Genomic DNA, 17,370 nt, shown 5'->3' on the forward strand with positions numbered 1-17,370 from the left:
GAAGATTGATAAGTTATTTCCTAACTATTCCTTAAGGCAGTTAAGGATGCCCAGGAAGAAGCCAAAGTAGCTGCTCTTCGTAAAGCTTTCGGTTATGACAAGGAAAAGAACCATTCCGTAATGGTTGGCGTTACCGGTGGTTGGAACTTGATGGATGAAACGACTGCCAAGATAGCGGCTATTGGCCTCCTCACAGCAACTCAAGACGCTGAGGTGGTGAAGAAATTTGCCTCACAGACCGGATACAAAGTTGATGATACCTTGAATTTGACGGGCGGTTATCTCGATCAGACTAATTCCTTCACTTCTGACCGCGAGACCAGCGTCATTATCGGCGATGTCGATGGGACATCCTCTCCTATCGTTCTCGGCGTCGTCGGTGGCAGTAATTACCTGAGTGTCTCGAAGAACAACGCGAACATCGTTCAGAACGCCGGCTCAACAGTCACCATCAACAGTGGTAACGTAGCCGGCGTTGTCGGCGGCTCTCTGACAGTTCTGTCTCCTCATGACATCTCATTTAACGGTGAAGGAACGGGTGCGGAAGAAGCTACCAGGACGCAACTTTTCACTTCCATTGAGAGTACGGCTTTGAATATTGGCGGGAAAGCCAATGTCGGAGGCTTTGTTGCCGGTCACGCTGGTATCGCTACCAATGGTTCCAAGATCGATTCCGAAGTCAAGAACGGAACGACTGTGAACATCAAGTTCAATGATGAAGGTCTTGATCCCCTTGATGGTCTGGTCGTCGGTGGCGTAGCCGGAAACGTCGTTGTGGCTACTGGTAAGTCCGAAGCGAAGGCAACTACCAACGGACAAACTATTGTCAATATTCACAATGGCGAAGTTATGGGCATTGTCGGTGGTGGTGCTGCCGTTTCCTTTGATATGGGTGGCACGCTGGGCTTTTTGCTCGGTTCTGGATCCGGTAGTGCTACGACTCAATCCGATTCAGTGATCATGAATGTCGGTGCCAAGTCCGCGACCGCTGCCTTGATGGGCGGCGGCATTGCTGTGGCTGATGCAAATGGCAAAAATAATGGTTCCGCCAGTTCCACCGCGAAATTCGTGGAGTTGAATTTCGAGGGGCCGAAGGCTCTGAATGAAAATGACAAGGCCAAGCTTCACAAGGCTGCTACGACCTATCTGCCCAAGTTTAGGGAAGACATTAAGAGCCAGAATTTCTCTCAATTGGTAGCCGACTTCACGGGCTTTGCCGATCAGGTCGACATTCCGGGCGTTCATGTTGCTAATCTCGGTGGAGGTAGCGCCATTGCGCGCGGTTATTTTGTTGATGATGAGGCAACGGGTACCGCGACGGCCAACAGCAAGGTCGACAGCGTCTCGATGACCTTCAATGGTGGCTACAACGTCGCTACTGCGGCTGGTGGTCTTGCTGTTGCCCATGATAAAGCTGATGCTTCCAAGGCTGCCAATCAGACGAATGCGACTGCCAATGTCGACAAGGTGAACCTTATCATCACCGGCGGGGAAAACATTCTCTTCACAGCTGGCGGTCTCGCCTACTCTACGGCTGAGAAACGCGACGGTGCATCTCTTGCCAAGGCCACTGCCAATGTTGGATCCGCCGAAGTGCTTGTGAGCGGTGGGACCATTGACGGCCTTCTCGGCGGCGGCATCGCCTTTGACAATGTGAATGGCAAGGCTACCAATGCCGTTGCCAATACGGAATCCGTGACCATTGAGGTCACCGGCGGTGAAATCAACGCTGCAAACGTCGATCCCATCACCAAGCCTATCCAAGGCGAACATGCGGGTGTTCCTAGCCGCGGCAGCCACGTTCATCAGGTCGCTAAGACTCTGGGTAAGGATGGTGCCAATGTAGCCATCCTTGGCGGCGGCGTTGCTTCCGGTGCAGGCGCTGAATCCACGATCCAGAATGTGAAGCTCCTTCTTAACGGCGGCAAGGTCAACGACAACGTCTTCGCCGGTGGTCTGGCAACTCTTGGTGGCAAGGCCACCGTTGAAAAGGCTCTTGTTCAGGTCAATGGCGCCGAAGTCACAGGCAATATCTATGGTGGCGGCGTGGCCGGCAGCTATCAGAACGAAGCATTCGACGCTGATTACAAGAAGGCTTCTTCCAACGTGAAGGAGACTACCATCAGCCTCGTCAAAGGCTCTCTCAACGGCAACGTCTATGCCGGCGGCCTCAACATCGAAAAATCCACTTCTTCGAAGTCGACTGTCGACACCGCGGTCGTGGAAATTGGCTCCGACTTCAAGTTCCTGAAGGCTGATGCCGTCATCGACGGTTCCGGCGCTGAAAATGCCACGCTCAACTTCGTGAACGGCTACGACTTCTCCAAGGTTGCAGCTGCTGCTGAAGTCGCCCTTCTGGACGCCGACCAGACCGCCCAGAAGAAGATCATTATCCGAAGCTTCGACAAGCTCGACTCCGGCGATCTCGTTACCGGCGCGAACTACGATATGGGCGGCAAGTCCAATGTCGTAGTTACGGGCAATTACGAGTTTGGCGAAATCCTCAATGCTGCCGACACGAAGATGATGACCGTCAAGGAAGGCGGCGCCCTCGCCGTCCAGTCCGCAGCTGCTCCTGCCAACAAGTTTGTGGTTGAAGAAGGCGTCCTGGCTCTCGGCACGACTGCCAAGACGGCTGATGCCCGCGACGGCCTCGGCAAGTACAACGAAAAGGCCGGTCTCTACCTGAGCGGACAGGTCATTCTCACCAACGCCAGCATCAACGTTGGCGAGACCAAAGCCAAGAATGGCGTGAACATTGGTTCCAACGGCAAGCTGATTGTTGATGCCTCTGTTGATGACGGTCAGGAAGGCAATCTTTCCACCGACGTGACCGGCAAGATCACTGGCGAAAAGGGTTCCACGATTCATTACGTGCACGTGGCCGACAAGGGTGTCGTTAAGGTTGAACATGAAGGCTTCACGACCGTTACGGTCGACAACCTCCTCTACAAGGTTGTCAAGGTTGAAAACGAGGACAACCAGTACACGTTCAAGATCGCCACGGGTTCCGAACTCGCCGGTACGGGCCTTGAACACTTTGACGGCGCTGCCCTTGACGGCATGGCCGACAACGAAGTGATCGGTTCGCTCCTTGACCAGGCCAACACCGCCATCACGTCCGGAAGCCAGCGCGAGGCTCGCCTCAACGGCGCCCTCAACCTCGCTGCTGCGGGCGGCGTCCAGACGGCCGGCATTGAAGCCGCCACGATGGGCATCGACCAGGCCACGAAGCGTGCTGCGCTCACCAACGTCTTCAAGGACGGCTGGACGGGCTTCGCTGAAGTGACGGGCACCTCCCTCAAGATGGGCGGCGACTCCGGCGCTCTCGAAACGAAGACCGAGCTCGGCGGCATCACGGTCGGCGGTGAGTACACGATGGGCGACATGACGTTCGGCGTCATGGGCAACTTCGGCACCGGCGACGTTGAAGGCGAAGGCGACAACGACGGCGTCAAGAACGACGTGGACTACTACGGCGTTCAGGGCTACGCTGCCAAGCGCATGGGCCAGTTCAACCTCGTCGGCCAGATGGGCCTCATGACGACGAAGAACGACGTCACGTCCGCTGACGGCGACTCCGCCGACATCGATGCCACGATCTTCACGATCGGCGCCCGCGGCGAAATGGCCTTCCAGCTCAGCAAGTCCTGCCAGGCTGTTCCGTATGTTGGTCTCAATTACCTGCGCGTCGCCACTGACGGCTACAACACCGCCAAGGGCCTCTCCGTGGATGACATGGACCAGAACCTCGTGAGCATGCCGATCGGCGTGGCCTTATCGGGCAACATGGACCTCGCCTCCGGCTGGACGCTCCGTCCGACGGTTGACGTGGCCTATGTCCACACGTTCGGTGACACGGACGTCGAAGCCACGACGAAGTTCGGCGCTGCCGCCATCAACACCAACCTCGACGTCTGGAGCGAGAACGTCGGCCGCGTGGGCTTCGGTCTTGAAGCCCGCAAGGACGCCCTCTCCTTCGGCGGCCAGATCGGTGGTGCCTTCGGCGACAACGACCATCGCGAGTTCTATGGCCAGCTCAACGTGAAGTATCTCTTCTGATACTGATCGTCTCCCTCTCCGCCGCCTTCTCCCTCTCTCCATCCGGGGCGGCGGGGATCCCCGCCTCCGGCATCCCTCAGGTTGCCGGAGGTTTTTTGTACCATGCAATTTGCACTTCGACTCCCCGCAGGATTCGTCACCGGGAGCCGCTTCGCTTCGCGCTCCGCAGAACCCCTTCCCGCCTCAGGTCCTTCGAGCTGTACACTTGAATGATCGACCGCACCCAATCAATCCATATTCCACTCACTCCAGCCGAACCCAACAGGAAGAGGACCCGCCTCATGACCGAATTCGCCGCCCACGTTGAAGACTTCTGTACGCGTCTCTTTGAAGACATCCGCAAGCTCACCGCCGACACCTGCGGCGTCACGCGCGAGGGGTACACGCCTGAGGAAGACAAGGTGCACGAGAGACTCGCCGAGGCCGCGCGCGAGATAGGTCTTGAAGTCCATGCGGACGCAGCGCTCAACCTCTGGATGACTTTGCCAGGTCGCAACAGGGATTTGCCAGCCTTCGTCTCGGGATCGCACTCCGACTCCGTTCCGCAGGGCGGCAATTACGATGGGCTTGCCGGCATCGTCGCGCCGCTCGCCGTGGCCAAATATCTGAAGGATACGAATAGGGTACCCGAACGGGACTTCTGTATCGTTGCATTCCGCATGGAGGAGTGCCCGGAATTCGGACGTGCCTATGCGGGCAGTCTGGCGCTGACGGGCCAGCTCAAGCCCTTTGAGCTCGAACTCCCTCGCAGGGATTCGGGGAGACTTCTGAAGGACGTTCTTCTTGAGCGCGGGGTCGACGTCGAGCGCATCGCGTCGGGAGAGCCGCTCATGGATCTCTCGAAGATTGCGGCCTTTGTCGAGCTTCACATCGAGCAGGGACCGAGGCTTGACAAGGAGCCCGTCAACCGTGCGGCGGTGGTTACCGGCATTCGCGGGTATCTGAGGCACAAGCGTTGCCGCGTCGAGGGCGAGACCGCGCATTCGGGCGCAGTCGATCATGAATTCAGGCACGACGCCGTCGCGGCCCTGACGGACCTGCTTTACGTGATGAACAGGCACTGGGAGGCCTGGCTCCATGACGGCAAGGATCTGGTCTTCACCTGCGGCGTCATCAACACGCCTTCGACGGCCGACATCTCGATCATCTCGGGCGACGTCTGCTTCGGGCTCGACATGAGAAGCCTTTCCATGGAGACGATCCGCGCCTTCCACGACCTCCTTCTTCAAGAGGCGACCGCCATCGAAGAAAAGCGCGGCGTGAAGTTCAGTTTCGACGACGTCATCGTGGGCGAGGCGGCAAGCCCTGACGAAGCCCTCTTCAACCGTCTCGTCAAGGCCGCGAAGGATCACGGCATTCCTCACCTTGCGATGGCGAGCGGCGCCGGCCACGACGCTGCGGTCATGACGAGCGCGGGCGTGCCCACGTGCATGCTCTTCGTCGCCAACCAGAATGGGTCTCACAACCCGCATGAGGCGATGCGAATTTCGGATTTCCTCTCAGGTGCGGAAATTCTCATGCACGCCGTCGTGGATTATGATTGACGGAAACGGGAGCCATTCTCCCTCACACAACGCCTGCGACGATTCCCTGAGTCAGGGCCGTCGCGTCGTGACGGTAACGGGACATTGCCCATAACATTTCGTTACAGGCGGTTGTACACTTATCCCACGTGCTTATGCGTGACAGTAAAAATCAGAAAGGAGGACGCACATGGCCAAGGATCATTCTCACAAGTCTGCCGTCGAACCCACCGGCGGCGGCACCCTTGAAGTCGTAGACGTTGAAAGGAAGCCCTCCTATCCTGTGGCTCCCCTTGAACCCAAGCATGTCGAACCTCATTCGTTCGACTCGATGACGCAGGTCGTCACCTATCTTCGCGACAAGCTTCGCGACACGCCGCTCGTCTCCCCCGAAGAGTCGGCCGCCGAAGTGTTCAAGATGCTCAACCGCGACCTGACGCAGACGGAACGTGACGCGCTCTTCAAGCTGCTGCTCGTCAAGGAGGCGCATCAGGCGGGCCTCTTCCCGAAGAAGCCCATCGACATGAACGCTCTTTCGGACAAGCTCCGCGAAGGCGCCTATCCGTATAAGAACCGCTACCCGAACAAGCTCTATGAGAAGGAACTCTATGACCTGCAGGTCGAGCTTCTAAAGCTTCAGGACTGGGTCAAGCGCACGAACTCGAAGATCATCGTGCTCTTTGAAGGCCGTGACGCGGCCGGCAAGGGCGGCACGATCCGCCGCTTCACCGAGAACCTCAATCCTCGCGGCGCGCGCACGGTGGCCCTTTCGAAGCCGACCGAGAATGAAGCGGGCCAGTGGTACTTCCAGCGCTATTGCGCGCACCTGCCCAATCCGGGCGAGATCTGCTTCTTCGACCGCTCCTGGTACAACCGCGCCGTGGTCGAACCCGTGATGGGATTCTGCACGCCCGAGCAGACCGAAATCTTCCTCAACGAAGTGACGGGCTTCGAGCAGTCACTCATCAGGGGCGGCACGCACATCATCAAGTTCTGGCTCGCCGTGAGCCAGGACGAACAGCGCCGCCGCTTCCGCGAACGCCGCGAGAACCCGTTGAAGCGCTGGAAGCTCTCTCCCGTCGACATCGCGTCCATGGACCGCTGGGACGACTATTCGAAGGCCATTCGCCGCATGTTCCAGATGACCGACACGGCCGAAACGCCCTGGACGGTGATCCGCAACGAAGACAAACGCCGCGGTCGTCTCAACGCCATCCGCGTGCTGCTGCAATCGATTCCGTACGACAACCGCGACATGAAGAAGGTGGGCAACATCGACCCGCTCATCGTCGGTCGCGCAGGCAGCCTCTTCGCCTCTAACGGTGATCCGCTGCGCTTTGACATCAACAACGAGATCGGCAACAGCTGATCGACCTGAAACCGTTGTTTCGATGGCCCGCAGATACGACATCTTCGGGCCCTTTGATTTTTCACCCTCCTCTTATCGCTGACCGTGGGCTTTCGGCCACTGCCGCACGTCATGCGAACTGAATCGGGCGTTTGGCGCCCGATCGGGAACGATGCCCCCAAAGCGCGCGCCCCACATATAAAATTATGCGCTTTGCGCCTCTGAAGGCCCGGCTGCCGTCGGCAGAAGGTGCGATTTCAGGCGTTGATTCCTGCAACTTTTGCGAAACAGCAGAGCCTTTTTTGGGCGGAATCCATGTCCCGCAACGGGTTCAAAGTGACGGAACCTTGCAGAAATCCGCCTCATGTAAGCTGTTTGCCCTATGTAACCATAAGCTACATGTCCATATAATCCTATTCAAGGGCATCGGTCACAAGGCCCGCACCGTCTCTGCTGAAAACGACGGACGGTCCCGAAGGCGCCCCACACAAGAGTCCTACAACACCTCCCGCATTAGAAAAGCTATGCAAAACACAGACAACAAGCGCTTTGTCGCGATCGGCCTGATGCTGTTCGCGATCCTGTTCGGCGCAGGCAATCTCATCTTCCCCGCCTCCATGGGCCAGGCTTCCGGCGATCACTTCGTTTGGGCTTTCATTGGCTTCTGCATTACGGGTGTAGGCCTTCCCCTTCTCGCCATCATGGCGATGGCTTATGCGGGATGCAATGACCTGCAGGAGGCTGCCGGCCGCGCACATCCCCTTTATGGTCTGTTCTATACGGTCGTGGTCTACATGTCCATTGGCCCCTGCTTCGCCATTCCGCGTACGGGCACGGTGGCTTTTGAAATCGGCCTGCGTCCCTTCCTCACCGAAGGTCAGGTTGAAATGGGCCTGTGGATCTTCCTCGTCCTCTTCTTCGTGGTTTCCTACTGGCTTGCCGCCACGCCGCAGAAGCTCGTCGACCGCGTCGGCAAGATCCTGACGCCGGCCCTCGTGCTCACGCTCGGTGCTCTGATCGTCAAGTCCGTCGTAGATCCGCTCGGCGTTCCGCAGGCCGCCCAGCCGAACTATGCGGGCGTCCTCACCGCCACGGTTGCGGGCATCCTTGACGGCTACAACACGCTCGACGCCATCGCCGCGTTCGTCTTCGCCACGCTCGTCACGAACTTCGTCCGTGAAGGCGGTGCCAAGACCGCGAAGGAAGTCACCTCCCAGGTCTACAAGTCCGGCATCCTCGCCGTGTCGCTCCTCGCCGTGATCTACTTCTTCATCGCGAAGATCGGCGCTGAGTCCGTCACCGCCATCGGCATGCAGGACACGGGTGCTCCTGTGCTCGCTGAAACCGCCAAGATCCTCTTCGGCAACTTCGGCGCCATCCTTCTCTCGGTCATCGTGCTGCTCGCCTGCCTGACGACGTCCATCGGCCTCATCACCTGCTGCGCCGCCTACTTCATGCGCATCGTCGGCCGCCTGACGTACAAGCAGTACTGCCTGCTCTTCACGATCGTCTCGTTCCTGATCGGCATGTTCGGCCTCAAGACCATCATCGTCTCCACGATCCCGGTCCTGATGTTCGTCTACCCGCTCTGCGTGATCCTGATCGTGCTGCTCTTCACGGACAAGCTCTTCGACGGCCGACAGTGCGTCTACGCCTTCACCACCGCCTTCACGTTCGTGATGGCCGCGATCTCCGGTCTCGAAACCGCCGGCATGAACCTCGGCGCGATCTCCGAAGCCATCAAGGCCTACGTCCCGTTCGCCCAGTACGGCCTCGCCTGGGTCCCGTTCGCCGTCACCGGCTACGTCCTCGGCCTCGCCTACAAGGCCGCCGTCCCCTGCAAGGCCTGCTGCAAGCCGGCCTGACAACCTGACTCTCAAGTGAAGCCCCCGGTCAGGACTCACTGAGACAACCCAAAGGGCCCCGCACTTTTCCCCGAAGCGCGGGGCCTTCTCTTTTCCGGCTTCCGGGCTTTTGCGCCTCATTCGAGGACCTCTCCGCCTCCTTCAGAGCAGACCGTCTGCGTGGTCCGATTCTCTTTCAGATAAACTACGGGCACCGTTCCCCCATCAAGGATCCATCGCATGCTCCGATTTCCCGTTCCCGGCGCGCCTCTGACGCCCACAGACAACGAGCGTACGCTCATGAAGCCCCTCATCCGCATCCTGGAAAAAGGCGGCATCCGCTGGGGCATCGGCTGCGCCGACTGGCTCCCCATCGATCCGCAGCACTGCGCGGCCGAGATCGGGCTCAATCTCAGGCACGTCAAGCTGAGTGAAATTGGGAATACGGCCGAACTCGAAGCCTTTTTTGATGAGTTTGCCATTCCGGAAGCGCCCTGCCTCTTCCTTTCCGACATCGACGTTCCCGTCCTTGCGGCCTGGGACGACGAGGAGGAGCGAGAGGCAATGCGCGGGATCATCGTGCGCGGGCTTGCACGCATCGCCGCGACACATGGACATCATTTCATCGTGACGGGCCTCACGAGCCTCACAAAGGACATCTGCCTCGAAGCGTTTGAGAACGCCGAGCCTCTTGCGCCTCACGAGACCGAGGAGCTCTTCACGATCTCCCATGAGCAGGTCGGCCTTCTCTACGGCGCGGACCTTGCCCGCATCTCCGAGGAAAGGACAATGGTTCCCGACCTCGTCATGATGGAGCTGGACCGCCATGCCGCACTCGGCGCACGCTACGTCGAACCGTACATTCTTCAATGGGTTCGCCAAGGGAAGGCCGGGATCCTCCCGCCCGTGTCCGCCGCGCTCACGCCCCGCTTCCTCGAGCGACTCCAAAACGCAGGCCTGATGGATCTGAAGCGCATGGCGCTCTTTCAGGAAATCCCCGCTGTTTTCGGCAAGGATAGGCTCGACCTTCTTGCCGAGGCGATGGTGACGCTCGGCTTCTGGACGCCGCTCCCCGCCGGGGCTGCGGACGAGCAGCCTGACGATGTGAGGCTCTACGATTACGCCTCCGTCTGGGGCGTTCGCCTGCTGGCCGTCCTAGCGCTCAGGTTCGTGATGAGCGAAGGAGCCGACTGGATGACGCCCACGCGCGAACTCATGCGAGCCATGTGGTCGGGCGAGCCCAACGAGGCCATGGATGCCCTCTGCGAAATGCTTGACTGCATCGAGGACCAGGATGCCGACCTCGACATCGGCGGGCTTTGCGCCGCCTGCATCCTCGCGCTCGACCTTGACCTCACGCGCGTGGTCAATGAAGATGAAGGCCTCGACATCCTCGCCGTGAGGCTCCCGGGCGGCATCTGCGAGCTCGTCTTCGCGCCCGAGGATCGTGATCCCGCCGAACTCGGAAGCCCCGACGGCACGCCCCGCATGGTCCTTACCATCGGTTGACGCGCGTTCTTCTTCTCCTTTGGGGAACTTCCTGAGCGCTTTCGAAGGGCCTGTCTCTCCATTCCGAGGGCAGGCCCTCTTTTCATGGCGGATGATGCCTTGTCCTGAACAAGCGTTCTCCTCTAAGCGCCCGTCCCGCAGGGATGGATCCGCAAGGCACGTGTTGCAAAAGCGAGACAGTGCGTTCTTCGGACTTCGACCTTCGACGTCTGGGATAAAGCGCCTCCCCTTTCAATTTGTCCTGTTTTTTTGAATAGAGTTCCCCAAAGGGAATTCTATTTAAGTGAGCTTATCGGCCTTGGCTCTGGTACCAGAGCTCGATTTCGCGCGGATTCTCGCCCGGCCCCGCGGGCACGCGCGAAGCGGTGAGTTCGTCTGGGGTGAGCGGTCGGATGTCGGTGATGACGAGTGGAAGCATCTTGTGCTTCACTTGGACGTAGAAGGTCCCGACCACCTCTACGTCGGTGACGACAGCATCGCTGTTGCGTCGCCAGACGTGGATTTCCTTCTTGACGGTGGGCGTCATGTAGGGGCGGTCATTGAGATTGCTGCAAAACGACGGCCTCGTCGCCACCCATTCCCACACGTAGCCCTTCTGGTCGGGATGGCGCACGTGGTCGTTCATACGGCGAAGGGGCCGGCCGTAGACGGCGACGAAGTCGCGCACGTAGGTCTTCCCTTTGGCCGTTGCCTTGAGCGCCTCCGGGGTGAAGACAGTGCCCGGCATCATGCGGTTGTCGGCGCGGTGCTGAGGACCGCTGCAGCCTGCGAGCATCGGGGCCCCGAGAGAGGCGCTGAGAATGGTCGCGGCCTTTCCGAGCGTTCTGCGGTTGAAGTCAATCGTCATCCTTGCTACTCCGAGAAATGATCGAGCTCGGCGGGCGTGAGCGGCCTGAAGCTGTGTGGCGCGTCCGTGCCGACAAGTGGCGCGCGGTAGATGTAGAAGACGCCCGTGAATTCATGTCGCTTCACGACGCCCGTCTTGTCGAACCAGATGCGCAGGTTCTTCTGCGTGATAGGAAATTCCGAGATCGGGTTGAAGGGTATGAAGTTCTTGGCAGAGGGGCGTCCCCTCATCCAGCTGTAGTGGCGAACGATCTCGTGGCCCATGTGGATTTCATAGTCGGGTTCGCCGAGCTCCGCATCGATCTGCGCCATGGTGGTCCGGCCGTCGATGATGAGCCTCGCGGCCTTCTCGGTCGAGAGGTCACGCACCTCGCCGCTTCCGACGGCACAGCCGCCGAGCATCGAGGCGCAGGCTGCCAGAAGCAGCAGAGTGCGGACGCGGCCAGCGACGGTCCGCGGGCCCCTTGTGGTTCCTTCCGGCAAGGTCTTCTCCTTTTGTAGCGCTCGTTCAGTCCTGTGCGTGCCCGGTGCGATGAAATTCATTTTGAACTCGCTCGGGTCCCATTGAACACCCCTCGCTTCGCGCAGAGGCAGCCTCAAGGGGGCCGACAGCCCAAAACGAGCGTGGTTCAGGGGAAGTTCCTGACCAACGTTCACACTTTTGCCGCGCAAATTTCATTAAGTCGAGTTATTATAGTTGTCATGAGCGTCGGCGTGGTTCTCACGCCCCGTTCAGCATTTTTCAAAGTGTTGGCCTCCGGAGGTAAAGGTCATGTCCGACAACGATAAGAACCGCATCAAGATCAAGCTGCCCGCCGTCTCCTACGACATCGTGAAACTTGCCGCCACTCTCACCGGTACGTCCGTGAAGTCCTTCGCGGCCCAGGCGGTGATCAACGCAGCCCTGCACGTCACGGCTGAAATCGAAAACCGCTCCCTCGGCTCCAACATCGAAGCCGACATTCATCTCACCGAGGAAGAGGCTCAGGCTCTTCTTGCCCTCGTCGAAAGCCTCGACACGCACGACGGCAAGGACGAAGACGTCGAGGAAGCCACCGCCGAGGACTTCGAGGAAGAAGAACCGGCGGAATGCGAATGTGATTGCAAAGCCGAATGCATGTGTGACTGCGACTGCAAGTGCGAGGACGACGCCGAATGCAAGTGCGAAGAGTCCGAAAAGGCTGAAGAGCCTGCCGCTGAGGCCGCTCCCGCTGCCCAGCCCAAGGCCAGGCACGGCCGCAACCACCGCTGATCTTTCGACTTGAGTCCCTTGTCGCAAGGGAGCTGAGAACACAAAGGGGATCCATCAACAACGGGTCCCCTTCTCTTTTCCATCATTCGTCGGGCCTCAGGCGACCTGCGGACTTCCGGCGGTCAGCCTGCCGCTGCGTTAAGCGCGGCCATCGCCTGAGCGCTCACGACAAGCTCGATGCGTGCGGACGCCCTGGTGAGGCCCAGATAAAGCAGCCTGCGCACGCGATCGTCCATCGTTTCTGTGCCTTGAGTGATCTTTTGCCGACTTGCAGCTTTCAGACGGCCCGACTTTGCCGCCTCCCTTCCCAACCTGCTCTCCTTTGCCATTAACGAAAAACGGGGCCGCTCCCTTGAGAAGCAGCCCCGTTCGGGACTTGAAGTCAGATCAGGCGTCAGGCCTTGCGGTCAAGCTCGATGGGCTCGCCCGTGGCCTTTTCCTCCTTGGGTTCGCCGAACGACATGACGGCGTTGAGGATGATCGCGCCGAAGGTCGCGGTACCGATGCCGCCGAGGCTGAAGAAGCCGAGGTTGAGGGTGAAGTCGCCGCCGCCGAGAATCAGCGTGACGGCAGCCACGATCAGGTTGCGGCTGTTGCCGAAGTCGACTTTGTTGACGACCCAGACGCGAGCGCCGGCCACGGCGATGAGGCCGAAGACCACGATCGAGGTGCCGCCGAGGACGGGCTGCGGAATCGTCTGGATCACAGCGCCGAACTTCGGGGAGAAGCCGAGGATGATCGCGAAGATCGCGGCGACCGGGAAGAGCAGCGTGGAGTAGACGCGCGTGGCGGCCATCACGCCGATGTTTTCACCGTAGGTCGTCACGCCCGTGCCGCCGAAGGAGCCCGAGAGCATCGTCGCGATGCCGTCGCCGAGGAACGCACGGCCCATGTACGGGTCAAGGTTGCGGCCCGTCATGGCGGTCACAGCCTTCACGTGGCCGAGGTTCTCGGCAACGAGAATGATCACGACCGGAACGATGAGCGCGATGGCGTGCATCTCGAAGACCGGTGTGTGAACCGTCGGAACGCCGAACCAGGCGGCGTTGGAGATGATCGAGAAGTCGATCGGCTTGCCCATGCCGAAGCCGTTGGCGAGCACCGCGTAGATGAAGTACGCGATCACAAGGCCGATGAGGATGAGGAGCTTCTGGATGAAGCCGCGCGTCCACACGGCAACGCCGCCCACGCACATGAAGGTGACGACGGCCATCCAGGCGTCGAAGTCCGTCGGACCCACCGAACGGCAGGCCGTCGGGGCGAGGTTGAGGCCGATCACGGCGACGACCGCCCCCGTCACGACGGGAGGCATCAGCTTTTCAATCCACTTAACGCCCGTAAGCATCACGATGAGGCCCACGACACAGTAGACGAGACCGCAGACCACGATGCCGCCCAGCGCAACGGGAATGTTGCCGTTGAGGCCCGAGCCCGCAACGTAACCCGTCGCTGCGATCACCACGCCGATGAACGCAAAGGATGAACCCAGATAGCTCGGCACCCTGCCGCCCACGATGGCGAAAAAAATGAGCGTGCCGATGCCGCTCATCAAAACCGCCATGTTGGGGTCAAAGCCCATGAGAATCGGGGCGAGAATGGTGGAGCCGAACATGGCCACCACGTGCTGAACGCCCATCGCCACCGTCTGGCCGGTGGGAAGACGCTCGTCAGGGGCCACCACGCCCTTTTCCTTGAGCTTCCACTGCGGGAAATAACCCATTTTTCCTTACTCCTCAAACACGTTGAATCTACACGCACAGGCGCCTCGTCCTTCGGCTTTCCGGACAAAACGCCTCGCGCTCAAAGAGTCGTAAGGGTTCCTCCTAAGGACGAATCGTCTGTGCAAACTTTTGTATTATAAGCACACATTTCGAAAAATAAACATAAGGTGTTTTGACTAGACGGGCGGACGCCGCTCCGGAGCGAAGCCTGCGTGCGCAAAAAAGGGACGGCATCCATTTCGGACGGCGTCCCCTTTTGTCTCTCTGGTGCCTGAGCGTCAGAGCGTCTTCATGGCGTCTTCGACGGCCGCGACGAGGTTCGGGCTGGCGGTGAAGCAAACCTTGTTGCGTTCCGGAATCACGACGGACTTGCCGGTCTTGAATTCACGACCGACGCGAGCGGCGGTAGTCTTCAATTCCCAGCGGCCGAAGTTCCAGAACGTGACGCGTTCGCCGCGGGCCATGGCCTCGACGATCTCTTCATGCACGGCATCAACGATGCCCTCTACGAGGGAGGGCGAGAGCACGAGGCGTTCTGCGACAGCCTGCGCGATTTCCTTCTTGTTCATTGCGGTAGTCCTTCTCTTTATTCTTGGGGACGGGCTGCCCGTCCGGGCACCCTCTTTCGGCGACGCTTTCCGTTCCGGTCCTGTGGAACGTCTGTGTTGTGGTCCGCCTGTCACGTTAAGGTGACATCCCAATTGTACCTGCGGGGAAATATGCTTGGGGGTGTCACCCAGACGAATTGTAATGTTTTCCAAAACGACTCGCCTGCAAATGCTTCTCGTCTGGGCCTCCATTCCTGAACGGCCCGTCAGTCCCAAGAAATCCCCTGCATTTCACATGATTCCCGGCGGTGCGGCCTCAAATCGGTTTCGATTTAACATTGCTGACGTTCACAGGAGGCTGATCATTTTGAAAATGCGCGTGGCACAGGCATTTGTAGTGTTTGCTGAGCAACAGTACCCGAAAGGTACCTTAGTCCGCGAGCTTTAAAATGCCTCGAATTCCGTCCGAGAGAGGGTTCTCCGAAATTCCATGCGCCGTGTCATGATTTTTTTACAAACAGCCTGTGGTATTTTCCCTCAACTGCAGCCGTTTGAAGGCCGAGAACCCCTGCGCACCCTCTTCTCCCCTCTCCTGCGGGCGGATTGAGGTCGCCTCACTCCGTAGTTCTACCGAGTGTTTTCCGCCTATGCGAAAGGGCCTGCCGACGGCGGTTGCCGCGGGCAGGCCCCTCTCAATGCGGATGCACCGGATGCAGGATCAGCGGATTATTCCTTCCCGGTCCAGCAGTACGTGCAGAGCTTCTCGGGGTCAAGGCCGATGGCTTCGATGAGGCCTTCGACGGACTGGAAGCCGAGCGAGTCGAAGCCCATCTTGTCGCAGATGGACTTGAGCATGCACTGGCCGCGCTCGGTCTTGGCGTCGGCGTACTCGGCGAGGTGCTTGTGACCCTCGTCGCCTTCAAGCTCCTGAATGACGCGACGAGCGAGGAGCTCCATGTCGGAGTTGCCGCGGGAGAAGTTCAGGTACTTGCAGCTGTACATGATCGGCGGGCAGGCGGAGCGCATGTGCACTTCCTTCGCGCCGGACTTGTAGAGGAAGTCGACCGTTTCACGAAGCTGGGTGCCGCGCACGATGGAGTCGTCGATGAGAAGAAGCTTCTTGTCCTTGATGAGTTCGGGGACCGGAATCTGCTTCATCTTGGCGACCTGATTGCGGATCTGCTGGTTCGCGGGCATGAAGGAGCGGGACCAGGTCGGCGTGTACTTGATGAAGGGACGGGCGAACTTCTTGCCGCTTTCATTGGCGTAGCCGATGCCGTGCGGAAGGCCGGAGTCGGGAACACCCGCCACGTAGTCGACGTCGGGAGCCGTGCCGTCGGCCATGGTGTTGCGGGCCATGATCTCGCCGTTGCGGTAGCGCATCACCTCGACGTTCTTGCCTTCGTAGTTGGAGTTCGGATAACCGTAGTACGTCCAGAGGAAGGCGCACAGACGCATCTTCTCGGCAGCGGGCGAGAGAACCTCGATGCCCTCGGGCGTGATCTTGACGATTTCCTGAGGTCCGAGCTCATAGTGGTCCTCGTAGCCGAGCTTGTGGTAGACGAAGCTCTCGAACGAGACGCAGTAGCCGTTTTCATCCTTGCCGATGAGAACGGGCAGACGACCGAGCTTGTCGCGGGCGACAATAATGCCGTCGGGCTGCAGGAGCATGATCGTTTCGGAGCCCTGAATAATGTCCTGGGCGTAGCGAATGCCCTCGACGATAGACTGCTTGCGGTTGATGAGCGCGCCGACGAGTTCGGTGGAGTTCACCTTGCCGGAGCCCATCGCGAGGAACTGGGAGTTGTTGTTGCTGAAGTAGCGCTCGATCAGCTCGTCGGCATTGTTGATGATGCCGACCGTCGTGATCGCAAAGAGGCCGAGATGGGACCTAAGGAGCAGAGGCTGCGGATCGTCGTCCGAAATGCAGCCGATGCCGCAGTTGCCCTTCATGTCCGCAATGTCCGGCTCGAAGCGGGTGCGGAACGGCGTGTTCGTGATGTTGTGGATCTGACGCTGGAAGCCCTTCTCAGGGTGGTAGATCGTCATGCCGCCGAACTTGGTGCCGAGGTGGGAGTGGTAGTCGACGCCGAAGAAGGTGTCGAGAACGATGTCGCGCTTGGATACAGCGCCGAAGAAGCCGCCCATTTTTGCTGTACTCTTGTATGGAAGTTGAAGATCTGAGTCGCGGACGCATGGCGTCGTGAGATTCGCCTGAACGGGGTCGTCCGCAAATGTTGGCGTGATTATCGCAAACAAACAGCCGTTTGTGGGGGCCTCGGACGCTTTAGAACGGCAAATCTGTCCTTGGGTCAATGATCCACATCGCCCGATCTAAGGTCTTTCCCTTAGGCGACTGAACAAATGGCGTGAGATACGCCTTCTGACGATTGTGTGCCAGAGAGGATGAGGCGATGCCTCATGCGCAAGCGGGGTCCCCTATCGGAGACCTCGTTTCCGTTCGACAAAAGTCGTTTAACGCTTGCGGGAAGCCACCCAAGTAATGCCGATAATGATGGCGAGGCCCAAAAGCCCCAGCCGATCAACGCCTCCGCCGGCCATCGCAACATTGAGAACAATGTCGCCGTTCCAAACGAAGTTCGCCTGTGCTAAACTTCCTAACAAGGAAAAGAATGCAGCACACATCCTACTTTCCTTTCTAAAGACTAAGCCCGGTGTTGGTAGCACTGGGCTTTGTCGTTTTTGAACCCCTTGCG

14 protein-coding genes are annotated in these 17,370 nt (G+C 59.2%); 6 read left to right on the forward strand and 8 right to left on the reverse strand.

All coding sequences use genetic code 11. The annotated features are described in order from the left end of the window. Positions 1-516: 516 nt before the first annotated feature. Positions 517-945 (reverse strand): hypothetical protein, encoded by a 429-nt coding sequence (locus HMPREF3036_RS12060; RefSeq protein WP_062331922.1) that lies wholly within the window; start codon positions 943-945, stop codon positions 517-519. A 6-nt stretch (positions 946-951) separates the two neighbouring features. Beyond that, complete coding sequence (locus HMPREF3036_RS12065; RefSeq protein ID WP_062331925.1) at positions 952-1,773, reverse strand: hypothetical protein; 822 nt, start codon at positions 1,771-1,773, stop codon at positions 952-954. Here HMPREF3036_RS12065 and HMPREF3036_RS12070 point away from each other — a divergent pair. From HMPREF3036_RS12070 to HMPREF3036_RS04590, 5 genes are all read left to right on the forward strand, one after another. Then, a complete protein-coding gene (locus HMPREF3036_RS12070; protein WP_231853573.1) occupies positions 1,696-4,062 on the forward strand; it encodes an autotransporter family protein in 2,367 nt (788 codons plus the stop codon). The genes HMPREF3036_RS12065 and HMPREF3036_RS12070 overlap by 78 nt on opposite strands. 281 nt (positions 4,063-4,343) lie before the next feature. Continuing rightward, positions 4,344-5,606 carry a Zn-dependent hydrolase gene (locus HMPREF3036_RS04575; protein ID WP_062331930.1) on the forward strand — a complete coding sequence of 421 codons (1,263 nt, stop codon included), beginning with the start codon at positions 4,344-4,346 and terminating at the stop codon, positions 5,604-5,606. A gap of 169 nt (positions 5,607-5,775) precedes the next feature. After that, a complete protein-coding gene (gene ppk2, locus HMPREF3036_RS04580) occupies positions 5,776-6,954 on the forward strand; it encodes a polyphosphate kinase 2 (RefSeq protein WP_062331934.1) in 1,179 nt (392 codons plus the stop codon). A gap of 503 nt (positions 6,955-7,457) precedes the next feature. After that, positions 7,458-8,798 (forward strand): branched-chain amino acid transport system II carrier protein, encoded by a 1,341-nt coding sequence (gene brnQ, locus HMPREF3036_RS04585; protein ID WP_062331938.1) that lies wholly within the window; start codon positions 7,458-7,460, stop codon positions 8,796-8,798. Between the two features lie 219 nt (positions 8,799-9,017). Then, positions 9,018-10,286, forward strand: a complete 1,269-nt coding sequence (locus HMPREF3036_RS04590; RefSeq protein WP_062331941.1) for a hypothetical protein — start codon at positions 9,018-9,020, stop codon at positions 10,284-10,286. Positions 10,287-10,575: 289 nt separating this feature from the next. On the opposite strand, the gene HMPREF3036_RS04595 is transcribed toward HMPREF3036_RS04590, so the two are convergent. Both HMPREF3036_RS04595 and HMPREF3036_RS04600 read right to left on the reverse strand, forming a co-directional pair. Next, on the reverse strand, positions 10,576-11,133 hold the full coding sequence (locus tag HMPREF3036_RS04595) for a hypothetical protein (RefSeq protein WP_062331944.1): 558 nt from the start codon (positions 11,131-11,133) through the stop codon (positions 10,576-10,578). A 5-nt stretch (positions 11,134-11,138) separates the two neighbouring features. After that, a complete protein-coding gene (locus tag HMPREF3036_RS04600) occupies positions 11,139-11,615 on the reverse strand; it encodes a hypothetical protein (RefSeq protein ID WP_062331947.1) in 477 nt (158 codons plus the stop codon). Positions 11,616-11,904: 289 nt separating this feature from the next. On the opposite strand from HMPREF3036_RS04600, the gene HMPREF3036_RS04605 reads away from it, so the two are divergent. Beyond that, positions 11,905-12,384 carry a hypothetical protein gene (locus tag HMPREF3036_RS04605; protein WP_062331950.1) on the forward strand — a complete coding sequence of 160 codons (480 nt, stop codon included), beginning with the start codon at positions 11,905-11,907 and terminating at the stop codon, positions 12,382-12,384. A 394-nt stretch (positions 12,385-12,778) separates the two neighbouring features. Here the strand turns inward: HMPREF3036_RS04605 and HMPREF3036_RS04610 are convergent, their stop codons facing one another. From HMPREF3036_RS04610 to HMPREF3036_RS12080, 4 genes are all read right to left on the reverse strand, one after another. Then, positions 12,779-14,104, reverse strand: coding sequence for a solute carrier family 23 protein (locus tag HMPREF3036_RS04610; RefSeq protein WP_062331953.1), 1,326 nt, complete (start codon positions 14,102-14,104; stop codon positions 12,779-12,781). A 279-nt stretch (positions 14,105-14,383) separates the two neighbouring features. Next, positions 14,384-14,674 carry an HU family DNA-binding protein gene (locus HMPREF3036_RS12075; protein WP_005437012.1) on the reverse strand — a complete coding sequence of 97 codons (291 nt, stop codon included), beginning with the start codon at positions 14,672-14,674 and terminating at the stop codon, positions 14,384-14,386. Between the two features lie 705 nt (positions 14,675-15,379). Next, positions 15,380-16,801, reverse strand: coding sequence for an amidophosphoribosyltransferase (locus tag HMPREF3036_RS04625; RefSeq protein ID WP_062331959.1), 1,422 nt, complete (start codon positions 16,799-16,801; stop codon positions 15,380-15,382). Positions 16,802-17,128: 327 nt separating this feature from the next. Next, positions 17,129-17,370, reverse strand: a 242-nt coding sequence (locus tag HMPREF3036_RS12080; RefSeq protein WP_231853574.1) for a hypothetical protein, incomplete at its 5' end; no start/stop codon positions are given.

The sequence above is a fragment of the Sutterella sp. KLE1602 genome (assembly GCF_001578585.1).
GTDB classification, from domain to species: domain Bacteria; phylum Pseudomonadota; class Gammaproteobacteria; order Burkholderiales; family Burkholderiaceae_F; genus Sutterella; species Sutterella wadsworthensis_A.